A 17,278-nucleotide genomic window follows, 5' to 3' on the forward strand; every position below is an offset into this window, starting at 1 on the left:
GAAAATATTTATGCTTCCTGTGCTTTCTTTGCTGCTGCATTAACTTGTTCATCGGCATGATATGAAGAACGAACAAGCGGGCCTGACTCACAATGACTAAAACCTTTACTTAACGCAATTTCTTTAAATTCAGCAAATTCATCAGGGTGATAATATTTTACAACAGGTAAATGACTCTTTGAAGGTTGTAAATATTGACCAATTGTAAGAATATCAACTTGATTTTCTCGTAAATCATCCATAGCCTCTATAAGATCTTCCTTCGTTTCGCCTAAACCAATCATAATACTTGACTTAGTTGGAATATCTGGCTGCATTTCTTTCGCTCTTCTTAAAAATTCTAAAGAACGCTCATATTTTGCTCTAGCCCTTACTCGATCAGATAATCGCTTAACTGTTTCAATGTTATGATTTAATATATCAGGACGTGCATCCATTAATGTTTTCAAATTATCATATTTTCCTCCCATATCGGAAGGGAGCACCTCTATAGATGTAAGTGGGCTTTTCCTTCTAATAGCCCGAACAGTTTCTGCAAACACTTCACTTCCACCATCTTTTAAATCATCACGTGCAACAGCTGTAACGACCACATGCTTTAAATTCATTAACTGGACAGAATCAGCTACACGTTCAGGCTCTTGCCAGTCAAGCTCTGTAGGTAAGCCTGTTTTTACTGCACAAAAACGACACGCTCTCGTACATATATCTCCTAAAATCATAAATGTCGCCGTTCTTCGCTCAGCCCAACATTCGTGTATATTTGGGCACTTCGCTTCCTCACATACAGTATGTAACTTCTTTTCTCGCATCATTTTTTTAAGGCCTGTATAATTTTCGTTCGTATTTAATTTTATTTTCAGCCATTCCGGTTTACGTTTATATTCTTGTTTGTTAGCCAATATTATCAACTCCAATTTATAGCTATCTTCTTAATTATATATCCAAACAATGTGTGTATCCAAATTTCTAGCTTTATGCATTGATTATTGCTTGTTGCACAAAGATCCATATCCCACTAGTTCATGACAATTTATTAAATTTCATTTAGCTGTAGTTTACAAATGAGCAACAAAGTAAACAAAGAAGCCTCATCAATGTTATTTCTTCTGTCACTTTACCACATTTCTCAAGAAACGAACAAGAAAAAAGAATTACCAAGAATTTCTACTCGATTTTTATTATTAAAATACTACTTAGCTACAAACTAACATTAAGTAGCTAAGAGAATGATCAAAGGAGCTTCACGAACAGAATTAACATGAGGACACTTAGCTTTAAGCGCTCAAGTTTGTGCGGTAATGGATATGAGTGATATAGCGAACAAACTCAAATTTTTTTCCTCACTTTTCAACACCTTTAATAGAAGGGAGAAATAAATTTCGTGCAACGTATTTATATGGTATTATTAATCATTTTTGCAATCCTTTTTACTGAAACGTATGTCGTTCATGCTGAGGAAAAAAATGTACAACAAACTTACAGTGAACGAATGGGACTATACAAGAAGTTTGAAGCAGTCACACAAATCCCGTGGTATTATTTGGCTGCTGTTGATCAATATGAACGTAATGTACGACGAATTAGGCGGGACATACCTGATGACGAAGGGATAATAGGTATTTATATCAATTCAGATATGTGGACAGGTCCTTTAAATCCAAACAAAGCTGATCAAGATATTTATTCCATTCAATTATTTGGCGGGATAGGAATGGATGGAGATGGTGACGGGTTAGCTGATCAGCAAAACGGGGAAGATGTTCTATATACCTTTACTCAACACTTTTTAGCTAGTGGAACAGACCATGAAAGTATCAAAATAGCATTGTGGGATTATTATAAACGTGATATATCTGTCGATGTAATATTAAGTCATGCCAAATTGTATCAAACATATGGGAAACTCGATCTTACTCAACACGCATTTCCAGTATCTTTAAATAGTAATTACAGTTATAGAAGTACTTGGGGATACGCTAGGAGTTGGGGAGGAAGGCGAAGCCACGAAGGAACTGATATTTTTGCAAATTATGGAACACCCGTACGCTCTACATGTTATGGGGTTGTTGAAATCAAGGGGTGGAATAGGCTCGGTGGCTGGAGAATAGGAATTCGTGACATTTCTAATACGTATCATTATTACGCACATTTAAATGGTTTTGCAGATAATATTAAGGTTGGTCAAGTTGTAGAGCCAGGTCAGGTCATCGGCTCTGTCGGTAGCACAGGTTATGGACCACCAGGAACTGCTGGAAAATTCCCACCCCATTTGCATTATGGAATGTATAAAGACAATGGAAATATCGAATGGTCATTTGATCCATATCCACATTTAAAAGCATGGGAACGCCAAGAACGAAATAAATAAGCAAAACTTAGCAGATTGCTACGAGAAAAGTAGGAGGCCTATCCACTGATTCGTTTTTTGTCTTCTAACTCAAAACTAAGATGCGGAGCTGGACAAAAAGAGCGAGCACCACGTTTGTCTTCGTAAGCTGATGGCATAAGTGCAATAGGTTTGCATCCGACTAAAAAAGCATCGACAGTTACATTGTCGATGCTTTTTCTTAGTTATTTTTTCTTCGCTTTTAAAATAGCATTTGTTACACTTGCTGCTAAACCACCCCAAATGATAAGAATACCTAGGACCATCATTACGATTGCACTACCATCCATTACCCAGATACCTCCTTATCTTTTTTCACCTGTAAAGCTTTACTATCCCATTTTTTAAATGTGAATATGACACCAATAAGCATTGCGCCTATTGCAACTGTCCAACCCCAATTAAAAATGAATTCTCTTGGATAGTCTCCATATTCTGATATCAAGTTCGTCTTTAAGTTCTCAAACATCATATATCCTAAGACGACTGGAGTAATAACTCCTAAACAAACTTTCCACCATAGACCTAGCTTGATATCTGAAATGGCATTTGCATGATTTTGAAGATTTTTCAAATCTCTTGCAATCCAAGCGACTAATATAACTTCAAACAATCCTGCTAATGCTACACCGAAGTTATTAATGAATGCATCTGCTACATCAAGGAAATTCAATCCACCTTGTGTTGCAAAAACCAATGAGATAACCGCTGAAAGACCTCCAGCAAAAAATACAGCAGCTGTTCTCGACAACTTGAACTTATCTTGTACAGCAGCAATATACGTCTCAGTAATTGATATTAATGATGATAATCCTGCAAGTACTAATGATCCAAAGAACAATACTCCGAACACTTCGTTCAATGCTGGGAACGAGTTAATTATTTCAGGGAATACCATAAAGGCTAAGCCAACTCCACCACTAACTACTTCATCAACAGAAGCACCTTGAGCTGTAGCCAAAAACCCTAATACACTAAATACTCCAATACCAGCTAATAATTCAAATGATGAGTTACTGAACCCTGTAATAAATGCGTTGTTAGTAATATCCGATTTTTTCGGAAGGTAACTAGAATAAGTAATCATGATCGCGAACGCAATAGATAAACTGAAGAAAATTTGTCCGTATGCTGCGACCCAAACCGTACCATCCCAAAGAGCACTCCAATCAGGCTTAAAGAACGCGTTAAGACCTGTAATTGCTCCTTCAAGAGTTACTGCACGGATAACGATAATTAAAAATAATACAACGAGTGCTGGAATAAATATTTTATTCGCAATCTCGATACCTTTTTTAACTCCCGCAAATAATACCCCTAGCGTTACAACCCAGACGATAATTAGAGGTATAAGGACTCCTGGCACAAGGCTTCCAAAGCTTCCTGCGTCTGTAACTTGTAGATAATCACCAACTAAAAAGTCAACTGGTTTATCCCCCCAGCCTAGGTTAAAGGCAAATACAGTATAGCTCATTGCCCAGGCAATGATAACTGAATAATACGTTGAAATGACAAAGGCTATTGCAACCTGCCACCAACCAAGCCATTCTGAGCCTTTACTTACTTTTGCATATGATAGAGGGGCTGAGCCACGATATTTATGGCCGATTGTAAATTCCATAACAAGAAGTGGAATACCGGCAGTTATTAAGGCGAATAAGTACGGTAAAAAGAATGCTCCTCCCCCATTTTCATACGCTGTTGCTGGGAAACGCCAAATATTACCTAGGCCGATAGCTGAACCTACTGCAGCTAATATAAATCCAGCACGCGTTCCCCACTGTGGACGATTATCCATATTTGCATTACCTCCTTTTAATATTTTACCTCTCCGTATCTAGTAAAAAAGAATGATTTTAACTCCACTAAATTTAAACGGAAAGTTTTATATATTCTGATTATTTAATATAATCTATTCATAGTATAGCTAGTTCTAATGACATTTGTCAAAACATTATTTGTTTTTTTACAAAAAAGATATTTCAAAATAATGGATAAAAACAAACCATTGGTAGAGTATGCTCAAATACTATTATTCATAAGCTTTTTAAGGAAAATTTCGTTGTAAAAAGAAAGGATCAGCTCTTAAAACTCATTATTTTGTATAATATATTAGAGTACCTAACCCTTATACTTTCAATGAGTGCTTAAGCTGATCCTTTTGGCTCACTTGCAATTCTATTTATTATTGTATGCGGCATTTACAGCCTGAGAACTACTACTTTGTTTCTGCTTGGCAAAAATAAATATACCAACTAACATTAAGAGTACAACAGCTAACCCTATTAATGTACTATTCGTAAATCCTAATACTAAATATCCTATCGAAGCTACTACTGCTGCAATGATAGCATATGGAAGCTGAGTCAATACATGGTCAATATGATGACTTCCAGCTCCTGTTGAAGATAAAATCGTTGTATCTGAAATTGGTGAACAATGGTCTCCGAATACTGAGCCAGCTAAGACAGCAGACATAGCTGGTAACAATATTGCTATATCTACTGTAGCTGCAATTTGTCCAGCAATTGGAAGCATTAAGCCGAACGTTCCCCATGATGTACCAGTAGAAAACGCCATAATACCAGCAAGCAGAAACATAATAACTGGTATCATACCAATATTTAAGTTCGAACTTTCCACAAGTCCCGCTAAATATACACCTGTTTCTAATTGGCCAATTAGATCAACAATCATCCATGCTAATAATAAGATCCAAATTGCAGGAAGCATTGATTTAATCCCTCCAACAATACCTTTCGGAATTAATTCAAAAGATATTTTCTGAGAAATCGTAGCCTGTCTAATAAACATAATTAAAGTAACTAACAGACCGAATAAACCACCGTATAACAATGAACCAGTTACATCTGTATTTTCAAATATAGCTAGTGCAGTAACAGCATTTCCCTCAGCAACATTTGCCCAACCTGTCCAAATCATCGCTACGACTACACCTACAATTAAAGCTAAAATAGGGAGTACTAAATCCCAAACTGAGCCTTTGTCACTCACAGGTAAATTTTCTTTCAATTCACCAGGTACTTCTTTTTTGTCTGGGTCAACAACATTCCCAGTATCAATAGCTCTTTGCTCATGCGTTTTCATAACACCTAAATTAACATTATAAATGCTAACTATAAACACCATTGCTATCGCTGAGATAACGTAAAAATTCATCGGAATCATTTGTACAAATGCAGCAAACGGTGTTATATCTGCAACACTATGTGCCGCTAGGATCGTACCTATTATACCGATAATGTATGCTCCCCAACTTGATACAGGAGATACTACACATATCGGCGCTGAAGTCGAATCGATCAAATAAGCTAGCTTTGCCCGAGAGATGCGATGACGATCTGTAAGGGGTCTACTTACTTGCCCTACTGCCAAGCTGTTAAAATAATCATCAATAAATATTATAATCCCTAAAAATGCAGTAACTAAATGTGCCCCTACTCTAGTTTTTACACGTTTTAATGCCCACTCTCCGAAAGCTCTACTACCACCTGAAATAGAAATAAATGCAGTAATTAATCCTAATAATAGTAAAAAGAAAATAATATACACATTCCAAGTATTAAGAGCTCCGTCTGATACAAAAATTGCTGAGAAACTACCCCACATTGACTTACCAGCTTCGGTAATAGAGAATTCATGAAGAAGTAGAGCAGCAGACACAATCCCTACCCCTAATGATAGTAGAACTCTCCTCGTGACAATAACCATAAGTATTGCCAACAGTGGTGGAATTAGCGAATAAATTGTTCCACTCATTTAAATAACCTCCTAAAAATTTTTTTTGGAGGGCTACTAATTTAAATAAAATGAAACAAGCACAAAAAGAGTAATGATAGAAAATAACCTATCATTACTCTTTGTAATGTTATGTTATCCTCCATCACGATCAGTAGCCCTCCATTATGAAATATGCAACGATGCTTTCCATAATGACAGTGTTACCCTTATTCAAGGTAACCCCAGCAAAAATATTTTCGACAAATTATTTTTACTTCGGCAAAAAATCCTTTCAGCTATGATCATCGTTGTCATCCTTACATAGCCTAATCATACTTTTTGCATCCTCTACCTCATCGATCAGATAAGGTTAATTATTCAGTTTGAAATAATTATATCAATAAAATGTAGTTAAAACAAGCTTAATTCATAGGAATCTCAATAGAAGGTGGAGTATCGCCACCGCCATTATAAAAATCTGGTACTTTACCTTGAAAGACTTTACTTACTAAAATGACATCCGTCGTTACTGGAACTGTTTCAGTAGCAAACGGAATGACCACCTGCACATTTACTTCTAATTCTACTTTCACAATTAGTAATACATTGTTAATCCCCCAGGGCTCCATTTCATATATTACATTCGGTTTCACACTACCAACCATATAAAAAAGAACTGGTATGGACGGTCCTAAATTACCTAACAAAGCATTATTAGTTGCTTGCCCTAGTGGTATATTGAAGATAACACCATTTCCCTCTTCATCACCTTCTGTTTCGATATCTACATCCGGTACCTCTAATTCATTTACGTTACCTTTTCGAACTTTCGCAAGGTTTTGTTGAACCCTATTTGTTATTTGTGCTGATATACTATTAATAACTCCAGTATCGATGTTAGTAATATAAATATAGCCATCCTCATCTGTAGTTACATTATTAGTTAGTCCTTCTGTCTCCATTCCTTCTTTGATCTGCTTATTTACTGCATTATTTATGACTAATGTAGCAATTCGTTCTGATTCTTTTTCAGCTACATCCATCAACGTTGGTGTTATTCCCTTATTAATAATCCATAAACCAGTAGCAGTAGAAAAGATAAAAAAAACAAACGTTAATAAAAAAACATACCGAAAGGGTAGCGGCCCTTTTTTTCGAAAACGGCGGTTGTATAGTGACAAAACAATATCCCCCCTTACAAGCTATATGTATGCAGACAAGGGGGATTTAACGCTAGAATTTTGGTATTAATTTCTCCTGATTACTTGTAAATGTTCGCGTTTCACAATCAACGATAACAATGTGCAACTCTTTACTTAAATTAATATCATACGGATAAGTGAGATTTTGACCTTTTTCTTCTAATATACGAATAATTGGACGATCACTACTATTTGGGTTTTGTTTTGCCACAATACCTTTTCGACCATCACTTAAAACAACACCTAAGCCATTTGGGTAAATCGCTACAGCTTTGCGGAAAGCTTCTACGATATTTTTTTCAAATTGAGTTCCAGATCCAGAATATAAAATCTCCAGTCCTTCATGGGGAAGCATAGCCTTTCGATATACGCGATTAGATGCTACTGCATCAAATACATCAGCAACAGCGATGAGTCGTGCAAGATAGTGAATTTCATTTCCTTTTATGCCCCTTGGATATCCAGATCCATCTAGCCTTTCATGATGTTGATATGCGCAGTGAGCTGCTACCAATGGTATTGTATCAATCTTGCGAAGTGCCTCAAATCCATATTCCGTATGCTTCTTCACTTCTTCAAACTCTTCATCTGTTAATTTACCTGGCTTAAGTAATATATTCTTAGGTACCATCAATTTCCCAATATCATGAAGTAATGCACCAATACCAATTGTCTCTAATTCTTTATTTGTTAAATTCAATTCTAGACCAATCGCTAGCGAATACATTGTTACATTTAACGAGTGGGTAAAAATATAGTGTTCATATGAGAAGATGTCTGCTAAAAGTGTGAATAAATCTTTATTTGACTTTAATTCTTGAAGTAATTGATCAACAATTTTTTTGAAACGTTGTGAAGCTTCATTAAATGCTGATGATTTCAAAAATTGTTTAGAATTTTTAACCTCTAAAAACGTATGTTCAATTTCTTTTATGGCTTCCTTCCGTAAATCGATAGAAATTGCTTGTTTTGGGTTAATATCATTTGTTCGGTCATCATTTATGTATACAAAAGTTATACCTAACTGTTTTAAACGTTGAATCATTCGGTTAGTTAACTCAATATCATTATTAATCAATGTTTGTCCAAAATCATTGTATATAGGCTTAGCTAATTTCGTGCCTTGTTGTAATGAATCTACTGATACTAGTCTCATAAAATACTCCTCACAATTATAGTGATGGATACTCAAGATCCTATGTAAAAGTATACACTATTTTAAACGTTTACATAGTCCCCTCCTCCCAAAAACTGAATCATTAAACAAAATTTACTTAAAAAATAGTCTGCTAAACATATAGTTTACCAGACTATTCCATCTTCAAAAGCGCTTCTTTTCCTTTCATGCCACTTATAATGCCTAACTTTTCTGCACCGAGTGTTACCGATTCTAAAGGCGCTTCTAGTAATTGTTCAATTGTCCTTACCCCGACTGCTCTCCCAGCTATGATTCCTCTTTCTTTAAGCTTTTCATTAAGCAAGGCTACATCAAGCGCACCACACATTATATACCCTTTATCATTCGTTACTGCCATGAAATTCGTCTTAGGAAGCTTTACAGTAATGGCAGTAAATTGTTGATTTTCAATTATGATTGGTGTCATTGTTATCATTGCGAAAACTCCCCCTCTCCCCCTTATATCACTCCATGAAAAGGAAAAATCCAACGGTATAAATGTTTTTTTTAATGTGCATAACCTTGTTACAAACCGAAATTAAGTCTTTATACACTATTAGAACGTCATTAACCTCTTTAAAACTGAACTAGCCACCACGAAATAACAGTTAACAGTTAACAGTTACATGCTGGAGGATTAGCAAGCATTCTTACTGTGCCTTCATATGAACCTCTTACTTGGTTACATGTAGGTTGTATAGAATTTGGCATTATATTCACACACACATCGTTAGGAGCACCATCAACACATGAATTCACAAAGCTAGCCTGTTCACCCTGTATTTCAAGCGCACACACATTCTTTGCTATAATCGACTTTTTCTGCCCTGGGAATACTCTAATTTCTTTAACTACATCACCTGTAGGTGATAATAATCTTGCGATAATTGTACAGTTTTCTATTTGGTTATTATTTGAGCCTGGATTATTTGGATCACAATATATCGAGTCATTTTGAATATTAATACACCAATCACCTGCGCATGTTGAACACTCGTATTGATCTACTACTGGCATCATTGTATTTGGATCTATACAATCTTGAACGATACAACCGTTTATTTCACATAAACAACAATCCTCGATACTAATATTACAATCACCTTTCGCGGTCTTACCACAACAGCTGGAAGTGCTTATATGTTTAACCATACTGAAATATCACTCCTAATATCTTGTATTATGCTACATGGTATGATATTTCTCTTCATCATGTTTACGCTAATGCCTACCTCTCAAGAAAAAGGCTCAGACTTTCTCTAAACAAAATAAACAAGTCGATAATCTGTTTTCGTTTCTTTTCCTTTACGGAAAGTGTTTTCGATTCTATTGTTGTTTATCGTACTAAGTAATTAAACACGTATTTTAATTTATGTCGTGGCATCTTTTCTTTTTATATAAACATAGATATTCTCACTAAACCTCGTATAGCTGTAAATTTTGTAATGATTGCACAGCTTAGTTTTCGAAAAGAGCCTTACGATAAGCTCCTTGCGCTTCTATTGTTGTTTGTCGTACTAAGTAATAAAACAGGTACACAATTACAAGTTGTGGCATCTTTTCTTTTTATATAACGTAGATATTCTCACTAAACCTTTTGTAGCTGTATATTTTGTAATGATTACACAGCTTAGTTTTCGAAAAGAGCCTTACGATAAGCTCCTTGCGCTTCTATTGTTGTTTGTCGTACTAAGTAATTAAACACGTACACAATTACAAGTCGTGGCATCTTTTTTAATCACTCTTATTTTTGCAGCATTGAACTTATTTTTTAAACAAGATCCCTACATTTAGCAATTGTAAATATTATTTTGTGAATGAAACGGTACAAGCATGAATATGAATAGAAGCATAACGACTGATATAAGAGGAGGAATATGAATGAAGAAGGGGATATTGGTACTGTTCGGCATATTGTTTATCGTGAGTGGATGTAGCCAAGCTGCTTCTTATGACCTTTGTGGTTATGGATCTATGTTTTCGTTAGATGGAGATGGCTTTTTACTTGTCGAACCATCAGTAACAGTCTCGTATACAATTAATGAAAAAGTAGGTGCAATTGAGAAACAAATCGAGGAAGAGTACCACCCTGTTAATCACTTAGTTTCTAATCATCTAAAAGAAGGAACAGTCATTTATTCTGTCATGGAAGACCCCACTCTTATGATTGCAAAAATCAATAACGATGAGTATGCCTTATTCGAGAAAATTGATGAATGAATAGGGATAGCGAACATTACCCATGAAAGTAAAAATGACCTTCATGGGTAATTTTCATAGTGCTAGTCTATTTCACCATCCTGGAAGCTACGTTATCTGTATATATGGTTGTTGAACTCAGCTTCTAAAATAAACCCAGCTGTTTTGATGCTAAACCATTATATTGTATCTCTAACATTGAAATTAACTGCTTGGCGTTGTCAGCTGCGTCTCCACCAGAATTATTATTAAACAATACATATATATTTTCAGAATTCTTCTTTAGTAGATGTAGGTTTTTTATCCACTGCTTCAGCTCTACATCATTATATCGGTATAAATATCTAATTTCTCGCCAGTTACTAGAACTAGGTTTATTCCAGCCATGGACATTACGGCCATGAAAACGGACGAGTGTTTTTTGCTCATTTGTTGTATTAAGGATCGTTGGAATTGAACCTTCTCCCGCTTGGGGTTCGTCACATATACTATGTATCCAACCTTCTTGAATCATAAACTGGATCGTTTTATGTCGGTAATGATCAACAAACCATGATTGATGCCTAAATTCAAGGGCACACGGAATCTCCTGCATCCTTTCACGGCAATAACGTAAATATTCAACATGCTCCTTTTTACAATCAAACCAAGGCGGAAATTGAAATAGTACCATAGCGAGTTTTTTTCTTTCTATTAAAGGTATCAACGATTCTTTAAAGTCATTAAACATCTCTTCTACGTTATTAAATGGTACTTTCCCTCGTAAATGCCTGGTCATCCCTTGATATGCTTTAACAATAAATTGAAAGGAGTTCGGTGTTTCATTTGCCCACTTCTCCATATTATGTAGTGGCTGAATAGCATAAAAGGACGCATCTAACTCTACGGTTGGAAAATGAGCACTATAATGATGTAGCTTATCACGTGAGGAAGCTTTGTTTGGATATAAACTATCGTGATCACCCCAGCCTGTAAGACCGATGTAAATCATAATAACCTCCTATTAAATGTAACGATGAACAACACATATTAAGAAAAGAACCCACAAAATAAATGTGAGTTCTTTAACGATTACATAATTATCCGATTGAACCTTCCATTTCAAATTTGATCAGACGGTTCATTTCAACAGCGTATTCCATTGGGAGCTCTTTAGTAAATGGTTCGATAAAGCCCATTACGATCATTTCTGTTGCTTCTTGCTCAGAAATACCACGACTCATCAAATAGAATAACTGTTCTTCAGACACTTTTGAAACCTTTGCTTCGTGCTCTAACGATATATTATCATTTAAAATCTCGTTATATGGAATTGTATCTGAAGTAGATTTATTATCCATAATTAACGTATCACATTCGATGTTAGATCTTGATCCTTCTGCTTTACGACCAAAATGGACAATTCCACGATAAGTTACTTTTCCACCTTGCTTTGAAATCGATTTAGATACAATCGTTGACGATGTGTTAGGTGCAAGGTGAATCATTTTCGCTCCAGCATCTTGATGTTGTCCTTTACCAGCGATCGCAATCGATAATGTCATCCCTCTTGCGCCTGCACCTTTCAAAATAACTGCTGGGTATTTCATTGTTAGCTTCGAACCGATGTTACCATCAATCCATTCCATCGTAGCATTTTCTTCACATACCGCACGCTTTGTTACAAGATTAAAGACATTATTTGCCCAGTTCTGAATCGTCGTATAACGACAATATGCATCTTTCTTAATAATAATTTCTACGACAGCACTGTGTAATGAATTTGTTGTATAAACTGGTGCCGTACAACCTTCTACATAATGAACGTGTGCACCTTCATCAACAATGATAAGCGTACGTTCAAACTGTCCCATATTTTCAGAATTGATTCTGAAATATGCTTGTAAAGGTGTATCTACCTTAACTCCAGGTGGAACATAAATAAACGATCCGCCTGACCATACTGCAGAGTTTAATGCAGCGAATTTATTATCAGTTGGTGGAATGACTTTCCCCCAATGCTCTCTGAAGATATCTTCATTTTCTTTTAGAGCAGAATCAGTGTCTTTGAACACAATTCCAAGATCTTCAAGGTCTTCCTTCATATTGTGATAAACGACTTCAGATTCATACTGCGCAGATACTCCAGCTAAATATTTTTGTTCTGCTTCAGGAATACCTAGTTTATCAAAAGTTGTTTTAATTTCGTCTGGAACTTCATCCCAAGATTTCTCAGATTTTTCAGATGGCTTCACATAATATGTGATGTCATCAAAATTCAAGCTCGCTAAATCTCCACCCCATTGTGGCATCGCTTGATTATAAAAATGCTCTAGCGACTTCAAACGAAAGTCGAGCATCCATTGTGGCTCTTCCTTCATGCGAGAAATTTCTTCAACAATCTCTTTTGTTAAACCTCGTTTTGAACGGAAAATTGACACATCTTTATCCGCAAAACCGTATTTATAATCACCTATTTCAGGCATTTTTTTTGCCATTGATCGCAGCCTCCTTTAACAAAATGTTCATCAGATGAGAAAGTTGGACATTTTCATGTCCTCACAGTTACTCTTTCCCTTGTAAACCTTTCTCCATAGCCTTCCATGCAAGTGTTGCACATTTTATTCTCGCTGGAAATTTTGAAACTCCTTGTAAAGCTTCAATATCACCTAAATCGATATCATCGTCATAATCTTTGCCTTGCATCATATCTGAGAAGATTTTTGAAAGTTCCATTGCCTTTGAAATTGGCTGGCCTTTTATCGCTTGCGTCATCATTGACGCAGACGACATTGAAATTGAACAGCCATCCCCTTCAAACTTTGCATCAACAACTTTTCCATCTTCTACTTTCATTGTTAAATGGATCCGGTCACCACATGTTGGATTATTCATATCCACTGTTACGCTATCTTCTTCAATAGCACCTCGATTACGTGGTTTTTTGTAATGATCCATAATCACTTGACGGTATAGCTGGTCAAGATTGGCATTAAAAGACATTGCTAAAGTACTCCTTTGTTTTAATTAATGAAGATACAAAACGATCTACATCCTCTTCATTATTATATATATAGAAGCTAGCACGTGCAGTAGCCGAAACATTCAACCATTTCATTAATGGCTGAGCACAATGGTGTCCAGCCCTTACTGCAATTCCATCAGCATCTAATACCGTTGCTACATCATGTGGATGTACATCATCAACATTAAACGTAACTAACCCAGCTCGTTTGCTTGGCCCATATATAGTACATCCATCGACCTCAGATAGTCTGTGTAAAGCATATTGAGCTAATGTATGTTCATGTGCTTCAATCTTATCTAGTCCAATTTCTTCAAGAAAATCGATCGCTGCTCCAAAGCCAATCGCACCTGCAATAATCGGTGTTCCACCTTCAAACTTCCAAGGTAGCTCTTTCCAAGTGGATTCATATAAGTCAACGAAATCAATCATTTCTCCACCGAACTCAACTGGTTCCATATGTTCAAGTATATGTTTTTTTCCGTATAATACTCCTACTCCTGTAGGTCCGCACATTTTATGAGCAGAAAAGGCGTAGAAGTCACAGTCTAAGTCTTGGACATCTACTTTCATATGCGGAGTACTTTGGGCTCCGTCAACAACCATAACAGCACCGTGCTTATGAGCAATTTTCGTAATTTCTTTAATAGGGTTTATTGTACCTAACACGTTGGAAACGTATACCATCGATACAATCTTCGTGTTATCTGTTATTGTATTTTCTACATCCTCTAAGGAGATTGTGCCGTCTTCCTGTAACGGTAGGTATTTCAAAGTCGCTCCAGTTGCTTTTGCAAGCTGTTGCCAAGGAATAATATTACTATGGTGCTCCATGTAGGTAATGACAATTTCATCACCTTCTGCAAGGTTGGCACGCCCATAACTAGCTGCAACTGTATTAAGTGCAGTAGTTGTACCGCGTGTAAAAATAACTTCCTCAGTGCTTTTTGCATTAATAAATTTTCGAACCTTTTCCCGCGCTCCTTCATAGCCATCTGTAGCCTTTGTACCTAAAGTATGAACACCACGGTGCACGTTAGAATTGTACTGGCGATAATATTGATCAAGTGCTTCAATAACAGATGTTGGTTTCTGTGAAGTCGCAGCGCTGTCCAGATAAACTAAGCTGTTTCCATTAACCTCTTGGTTTAGAATCGGGAACATATCACGAATATCTTGGATATTCATTATTTTACTTTCCTTTCGATTACCTCAACTAACTGTGCTTTAACCGAATCAATTGGAAGCTCGTTAACAACAGGTGCTAAAAAGCCATGAATAACGAGACGTTCCGCTTCTTCCTTCGGCAACCCACGACTCATTAAATAATATAGTTGAATTGGATCAACTCGACCAACAGATGCAGCGTGTCCAGCTGTAACATCATCTTCATCAATTAATAGAATCGGGTTTGCATCTCCGCGTGCTTTTTCACTAAGCATAAGAACGCGTGATTCTTGTTCTGCATTAGATTTTGAAGCCCCATGCTCAATCTTTCCAATGCCATTAAAGATAGAGGAAGCTGCCTCTTTCATAACACCATGCTTTAAAATATAACCTTCAGAATGCTTCCCATGGTGCACTACACTCGTTGTGAAATTTTGAGTCTGCTCACCGCGGCCAACAACCACAGTTTTAGTATCTCCGTAAGATCCATCACCAATAAGATGGGTAATATTTTCCGATACCGTATCTCCATCATTCATCAGGCCTAATGCCCACTCAATTTTCGCATCTCGACCAGATACTCCACGGCGATTTACGTAAGTCGTAACACCTTGTGCTAGATTATCAACGGCACCGTACGTTACTTTGGCATTAGTGTTTGCAAACACTTCCGTAATAATGTTAACAACTCCGTCATTAACCTCCGTAGTAGAAATATAGTTCTCTACATAAGTGACCGAGCTATTATCTTCAGCAACAATAATCACATGGTTCATTAATGTAGCGTCCGCATCATCGTGTACATATACAGCCTGTATCGGTGTATCAACCTCTACATTTTTCGGAACGTAAACGAATACTCCTCCGTTCATTAAAGCTCCATGTAATGCTGTTAGTCGGTGCTCATCAATCTTTACTCCATCGTTCATATAATACTTCTGTAAAAGATCACTATGTTCACGTGCTGCAGTTTGGATATCAGCTAATATAACACCCTTCGCTGTTAAATCTTGTGGTAGCGTTAAAAATGCAGCAGTATTATTACGTTGAATATATAGGCTTTTATCATCTTTTTCACTTTCAATGAGTGCCTTTACCTCACTTGAAAGTTCGTCTAACGATGTATATTTTTCGCTATTTACTAGGTGGTTCTTAAAATTAGTAAAATTCCATTTATCTATTTTAGTTTTATCAGGTTTTGGCAGAGGTAACTCTTCATATTTCGCAAGAGCTTGTAAGCGGAGATCTAGTAACCATTCAGGTTCACCTAGTTCTTTTGACAAGCCTCTAATATAATCCTGATCGAATGCATGTTTCGTATCAATTGTTGACATGTCCATCCTCCTAACGCTTACGCTTCTTGGCCTACTGTTTCATCTTCAATTCCAAGCTCATGTTTAATCCAGTCATAGCCTTCTGCTTCAAGACGTTGAGCTAGCTCAGGACCACCTGATTTAACAACACGGCCTTGCATCATTACATGTACTTTGTCTGGAGTAATATAGTTTAATAGACGTTGATAGTGAGTAATAATTAAACAACCGAACTCAGAACTTCTCAACTCATTAATACCTTTGGAAACAACTTTTAACGCATCGATATCTAGACCTGAGTCAATTTCATCTAAAATTGCAATCTTCGGCTCAAGCATCATTAATTGCAAAATTTCATTACGTTTTTTCTCACCGCCTGAGAAACCCTCATTTAAGTAACGTTGTGCCATATCTGGGTCCATTTCTAAGAAGTCCATTTGCTTATCCATTTTACGAATAAACTTCATTAATGAGATTTCATCGCCTTCTTCACGACGAGAATTAATAGATGAACGTAAAAAGTCTGCGTTTGTTACACCACTAATTTCACTTGGGTATTGCATAGCAAGGAATAGACCAGCACGCGCACGCTCATCTACTTCCATTTCCAGCACATCTTCACCGTCCAGTGTTATGCTACCTTGCGTTACTTCATATTTTGGATGACCCATGATTGCTGCAGATAAGGTTGATTTACCTGTACCATTAGGTCCCATAATCGCGTGAATTTCTCCACCTTTTATGTCAAGGTCTACCCCTTTTAGAATTTCTTTACCGTCAATAGAAACATGAAGATCTCTAATTGTTAATGTTGATGCTGCCATTACTATACCTCCAATTTATCTTCTATACTATTTGTTTAAATACTTTCATTCTCATTTTATTCTCATTACAATCTTATAACAAATGAAAAGTATTAGCAACCATTTAACACCATAGCTATACTTTTTAAATAAAAAAGTTTAAAAAGTATTTTCTTTCATTATATGTAGATAAGTAAAGATTGTCTTCGACATATATTGTTTGCATAAAAAACAAAAAACATCCAAAATACACATCAAACTCATTATACGATAATAAGAAGAA

Annotated in this window: 16 protein-coding genes and 1 riboswitch; of the genes, 2 read left to right on the top strand and 14 right to left on the bottom strand. The window is 36.3% G+C overall.

Translation table 11 applies throughout. The features are described from left to right. Positions 1 to 8: 8 nt before the first annotated feature. Entirely contained in the window at positions 9 to 902 is an 894-nt protein-coding gene (gene lipA / locus ACSVDA_RS02635) for a lipoyl synthase (RefSeq protein ID WP_320209554.1), read from the bottom strand. A gap of 482 nt (positions 903 to 1,384) precedes the next feature. Here lipA and ACSVDA_RS02640 point away from each other — a divergent pair, with 482 nt between their 5' ends. Beyond that, positions 1,385 to 2,371, top strand: coding sequence for a M23 family metallopeptidase (locus ACSVDA_RS02640; RefSeq protein WP_485880615.1), 987 nt, complete (start codon positions 1,385 to 1,387; stop codon positions 2,369 to 2,371). Positions 2,372 to 2,574: 203 nt separating this feature from the next. Here ACSVDA_RS02640 and ACSVDA_RS02645 read toward each other — a convergent pair whose 3' ends face one another. From ACSVDA_RS02645 to ACSVDA_RS02675, 7 genes are all read right to left on the bottom strand, one after another. After that, entirely contained in the window at positions 2,575 to 2,679 is a 105-nt protein-coding gene (locus tag ACSVDA_RS02645; protein WP_485880617.1) for a methionine/alanine import family NSS transporter small subunit, read from the bottom strand. Then, the gene (locus tag ACSVDA_RS02650; protein WP_485880619.1) at positions 2,679 to 4,187 is read right to left on the bottom strand and encodes a sodium-dependent transporter; all 1,509 of its coding nucleotides are present in this window, start codon (positions 4,185 to 4,187) and stop codon (positions 2,679 to 2,681) included. Before ACSVDA_RS02650 ends, ACSVDA_RS02645 begins: the two co-directional genes overlap by 1 nt. Before the next feature lie 380 nt (positions 4,188 to 4,567). Then, the gene (locus ACSVDA_RS02655; RefSeq protein WP_485880621.1) at positions 4,568 to 6,169 is read right to left on the bottom strand and encodes a Na+/H+ antiporter NhaC family protein; all 1,602 of its coding nucleotides are present in this window, start codon (positions 6,167 to 6,169) and stop codon (positions 4,568 to 4,570) included. A 126-nt stretch (positions 6,170 to 6,295) separates the two neighbouring features. Continuing rightward, positions 6,296 to 6,489: riboswitch (Lysine riboswitch) on the bottom strand. Between the two features lie 63 nt (positions 6,490 to 6,552). After that, complete coding sequence (yunB, locus tag ACSVDA_RS02660; protein ID WP_485880623.1) at positions 6,553 to 7,311, bottom strand: sporulation protein YunB; 759 nt, start codon at positions 7,309 to 7,311, stop codon at positions 6,553 to 6,555. A 52-nt stretch (positions 7,312 to 7,363) separates the two neighbouring features. Next, a complete protein-coding gene (locus ACSVDA_RS02665; protein ID WP_485880625.1) occupies positions 7,364 to 8,488 on the bottom strand; it encodes an HD-GYP domain-containing protein in 1,125 nt (374 codons plus the stop codon). A gap of 154 nt (positions 8,489 to 8,642) precedes the next feature. Next, positions 8,643 to 8,945, bottom strand: a complete 303-nt coding sequence (locus tag ACSVDA_RS02670; RefSeq protein WP_320209560.1) for a YunC family protein — start codon at positions 8,943 to 8,945, stop codon at positions 8,643 to 8,645. 179 nt (positions 8,946 to 9,124) lie between these two features. Beyond that, a complete protein-coding gene (locus tag ACSVDA_RS02675; RefSeq protein WP_485880627.1) occupies positions 9,125 to 9,661 on the bottom strand; it encodes a hypothetical protein in 537 nt (178 codons plus the stop codon). Positions 9,662 to 10,390: 729 nt separating this feature from the next. Between ACSVDA_RS02675 and ACSVDA_RS02680 the strand changes: the two genes are divergently transcribed. Next, positions 10,391 to 10,729 (top strand): hypothetical protein, encoded by a 339-nt coding sequence (locus ACSVDA_RS02680; protein WP_485880629.1) that lies wholly within the window; start codon positions 10,391 to 10,393, stop codon positions 10,727 to 10,729. Between the two features lie 124 nt (positions 10,730 to 10,853). On the opposite strand, the gene ACSVDA_RS02685 is transcribed toward ACSVDA_RS02680, so the two are convergent. The 6 genes from ACSVDA_RS02685 to sufC all read right to left on the bottom strand — a co-directional run bounded on the left by ACSVDA_RS02685 (position 10,854) and on the right by sufC (position 17,016). Then, on the bottom strand, positions 10,854 to 11,699 hold the full coding sequence (locus ACSVDA_RS02685) for a DUF72 domain-containing protein (RefSeq protein WP_485880630.1): 846 nt from the start codon (positions 11,697 to 11,699) through the stop codon (positions 10,854 to 10,856). An 88-nt stretch (positions 11,700 to 11,787) separates the two neighbouring features. After that, positions 11,788 to 13,185, bottom strand: a complete 1,398-nt coding sequence (sufB, locus tag ACSVDA_RS02690) for a Fe-S cluster assembly protein SufB (RefSeq protein WP_214481075.1) — start codon at positions 13,183 to 13,185, stop codon at positions 11,788 to 11,790. A 67-nt stretch (positions 13,186 to 13,252) separates the two neighbouring features. After that, entirely contained in the window at positions 13,253 to 13,690 is a 438-nt protein-coding gene (gene sufU, locus ACSVDA_RS02695) for a Fe-S cluster assembly sulfur transfer protein SufU (RefSeq protein ID WP_485880632.1), read from the bottom strand. Next, positions 13,680 to 14,900, bottom strand: coding sequence for a cysteine desulfurase (locus ACSVDA_RS02700; RefSeq protein WP_320209569.1), 1,221 nt, complete (start codon positions 14,898 to 14,900; stop codon positions 13,680 to 13,682). Before ACSVDA_RS02700 ends, sufU begins: the two co-directional genes overlap by 11 nt. Continuing rightward, positions 14,900 to 16,213: a Fe-S cluster assembly protein SufD gene (sufD, locus tag ACSVDA_RS02705; protein ID WP_485880634.1), complete on the bottom strand. Its 1,314-nt coding sequence runs from the start codon at positions 16,211 to 16,213 to the stop codon at positions 14,900 to 14,902. The genes ACSVDA_RS02700 and sufD overlap by 1 nt, the downstream gene beginning before the upstream one ends. 17 nt (positions 16,214 to 16,230) lie before the next feature. Beyond that, positions 16,231 to 17,016: a Fe-S cluster assembly ATPase SufC gene (gene sufC, locus ACSVDA_RS02710; protein ID WP_214481079.1), complete on the bottom strand. Its 786-nt coding sequence runs from the start codon at positions 17,014 to 17,016 to the stop codon at positions 16,231 to 16,233. Positions 17,017 to 17,278 lie beyond the last annotated feature (262 nt).

The sequence above is a fragment of the Cytobacillus sp. Hm23 genome, assembly GCF_051842895.1.
Classification (GTDB): Bacteria; Bacillota; Bacilli; order Bacillales; family SM2101; genus Nanhaiella.

What these genes read in the sequence shown, in the direction of transcription:
- ACSVDA_RS02665 (WP_485880625.1), bottom strand. Translation starts at nt 8,488, where the DNA reads ATGAGACTAGTATCAGTAGATTCATTACAACAAGGCACGAAATTAGCT.
- sufB (WP_214481075.1), bottom strand. Translation starts at nt 13,185, where the DNA reads ATGGCAAAAAAAATGCCTGAAATAGGTGATTATAAATACGGTTTTGCG.
- sufC (WP_214481079.1), bottom strand. Translation starts at nt 17,016, where the DNA reads ATGGCAGCATCAACATTAACAATTAGAGATCTTCATGTTTCTATTGAC.
- ACSVDA_RS02650 (WP_485880619.1), bottom strand. Translation starts at nt 4,187, where the DNA reads ATGGATAATCGTCCACAGTGGGGAACGCGTGCTGGATTTATATTAGCT.
- ACSVDA_RS02685 (WP_485880630.1), bottom strand. Translation starts at nt 11,699, where the DNA reads ATGATTTACATCGGTCTTACAGGCTGGGGTGATCACGATAGTTTATAT.
- ACSVDA_RS02675 (WP_485880627.1), bottom strand. Translation starts at nt 9,661, where the DNA reads ATGGTTAAACATATAAGCACTTCCAGCTGTTGTGGTAAGACCGCGAAA.
- ACSVDA_RS02670 (WP_320209560.1), bottom strand. Translation starts at nt 8,945, where the DNA reads ATGATAACAATGACACCAATCATAATTGAAAATCAACAATTTACTGCC.
- ACSVDA_RS02700 (WP_320209569.1), bottom strand. Translation starts at nt 14,900, where the DNA reads ATGAATATCCAAGATATTCGTGATATGTTCCCGATTCTAAACCAAGAG.
- ACSVDA_RS02680 (WP_485880629.1), top strand. Translation starts at nt 10,391, where the DNA reads ATGAAGAAGGGGATATTGGTACTGTTCGGCATATTGTTTATCGTGAGT.
- sufU (WP_485880632.1), bottom strand. Translation starts at nt 13,690, where the DNA reads ATGTCTTTTAATGCCAATCTTGACCAGCTATACCGTCAAGTGATTATG.
- sufD (WP_485880634.1), bottom strand. Translation starts at nt 16,213, where the DNA reads ATGTCAACAATTGATACGAAACATGCATTCGATCAGGATTATATTAGA.
- ACSVDA_RS02655 (WP_485880621.1), bottom strand. Translation starts at nt 6,169, where the DNA reads ATGAGTGGAACAATTTATTCGCTAATTCCACCACTGTTGGCAATACTT.
- ACSVDA_RS02645 (WP_485880617.1), bottom strand. Translation starts at nt 2,679, where the DNA reads ATGGATGGTAGTGCAATCGTAATGATGGTCCTAGGTATTCTTATCATT.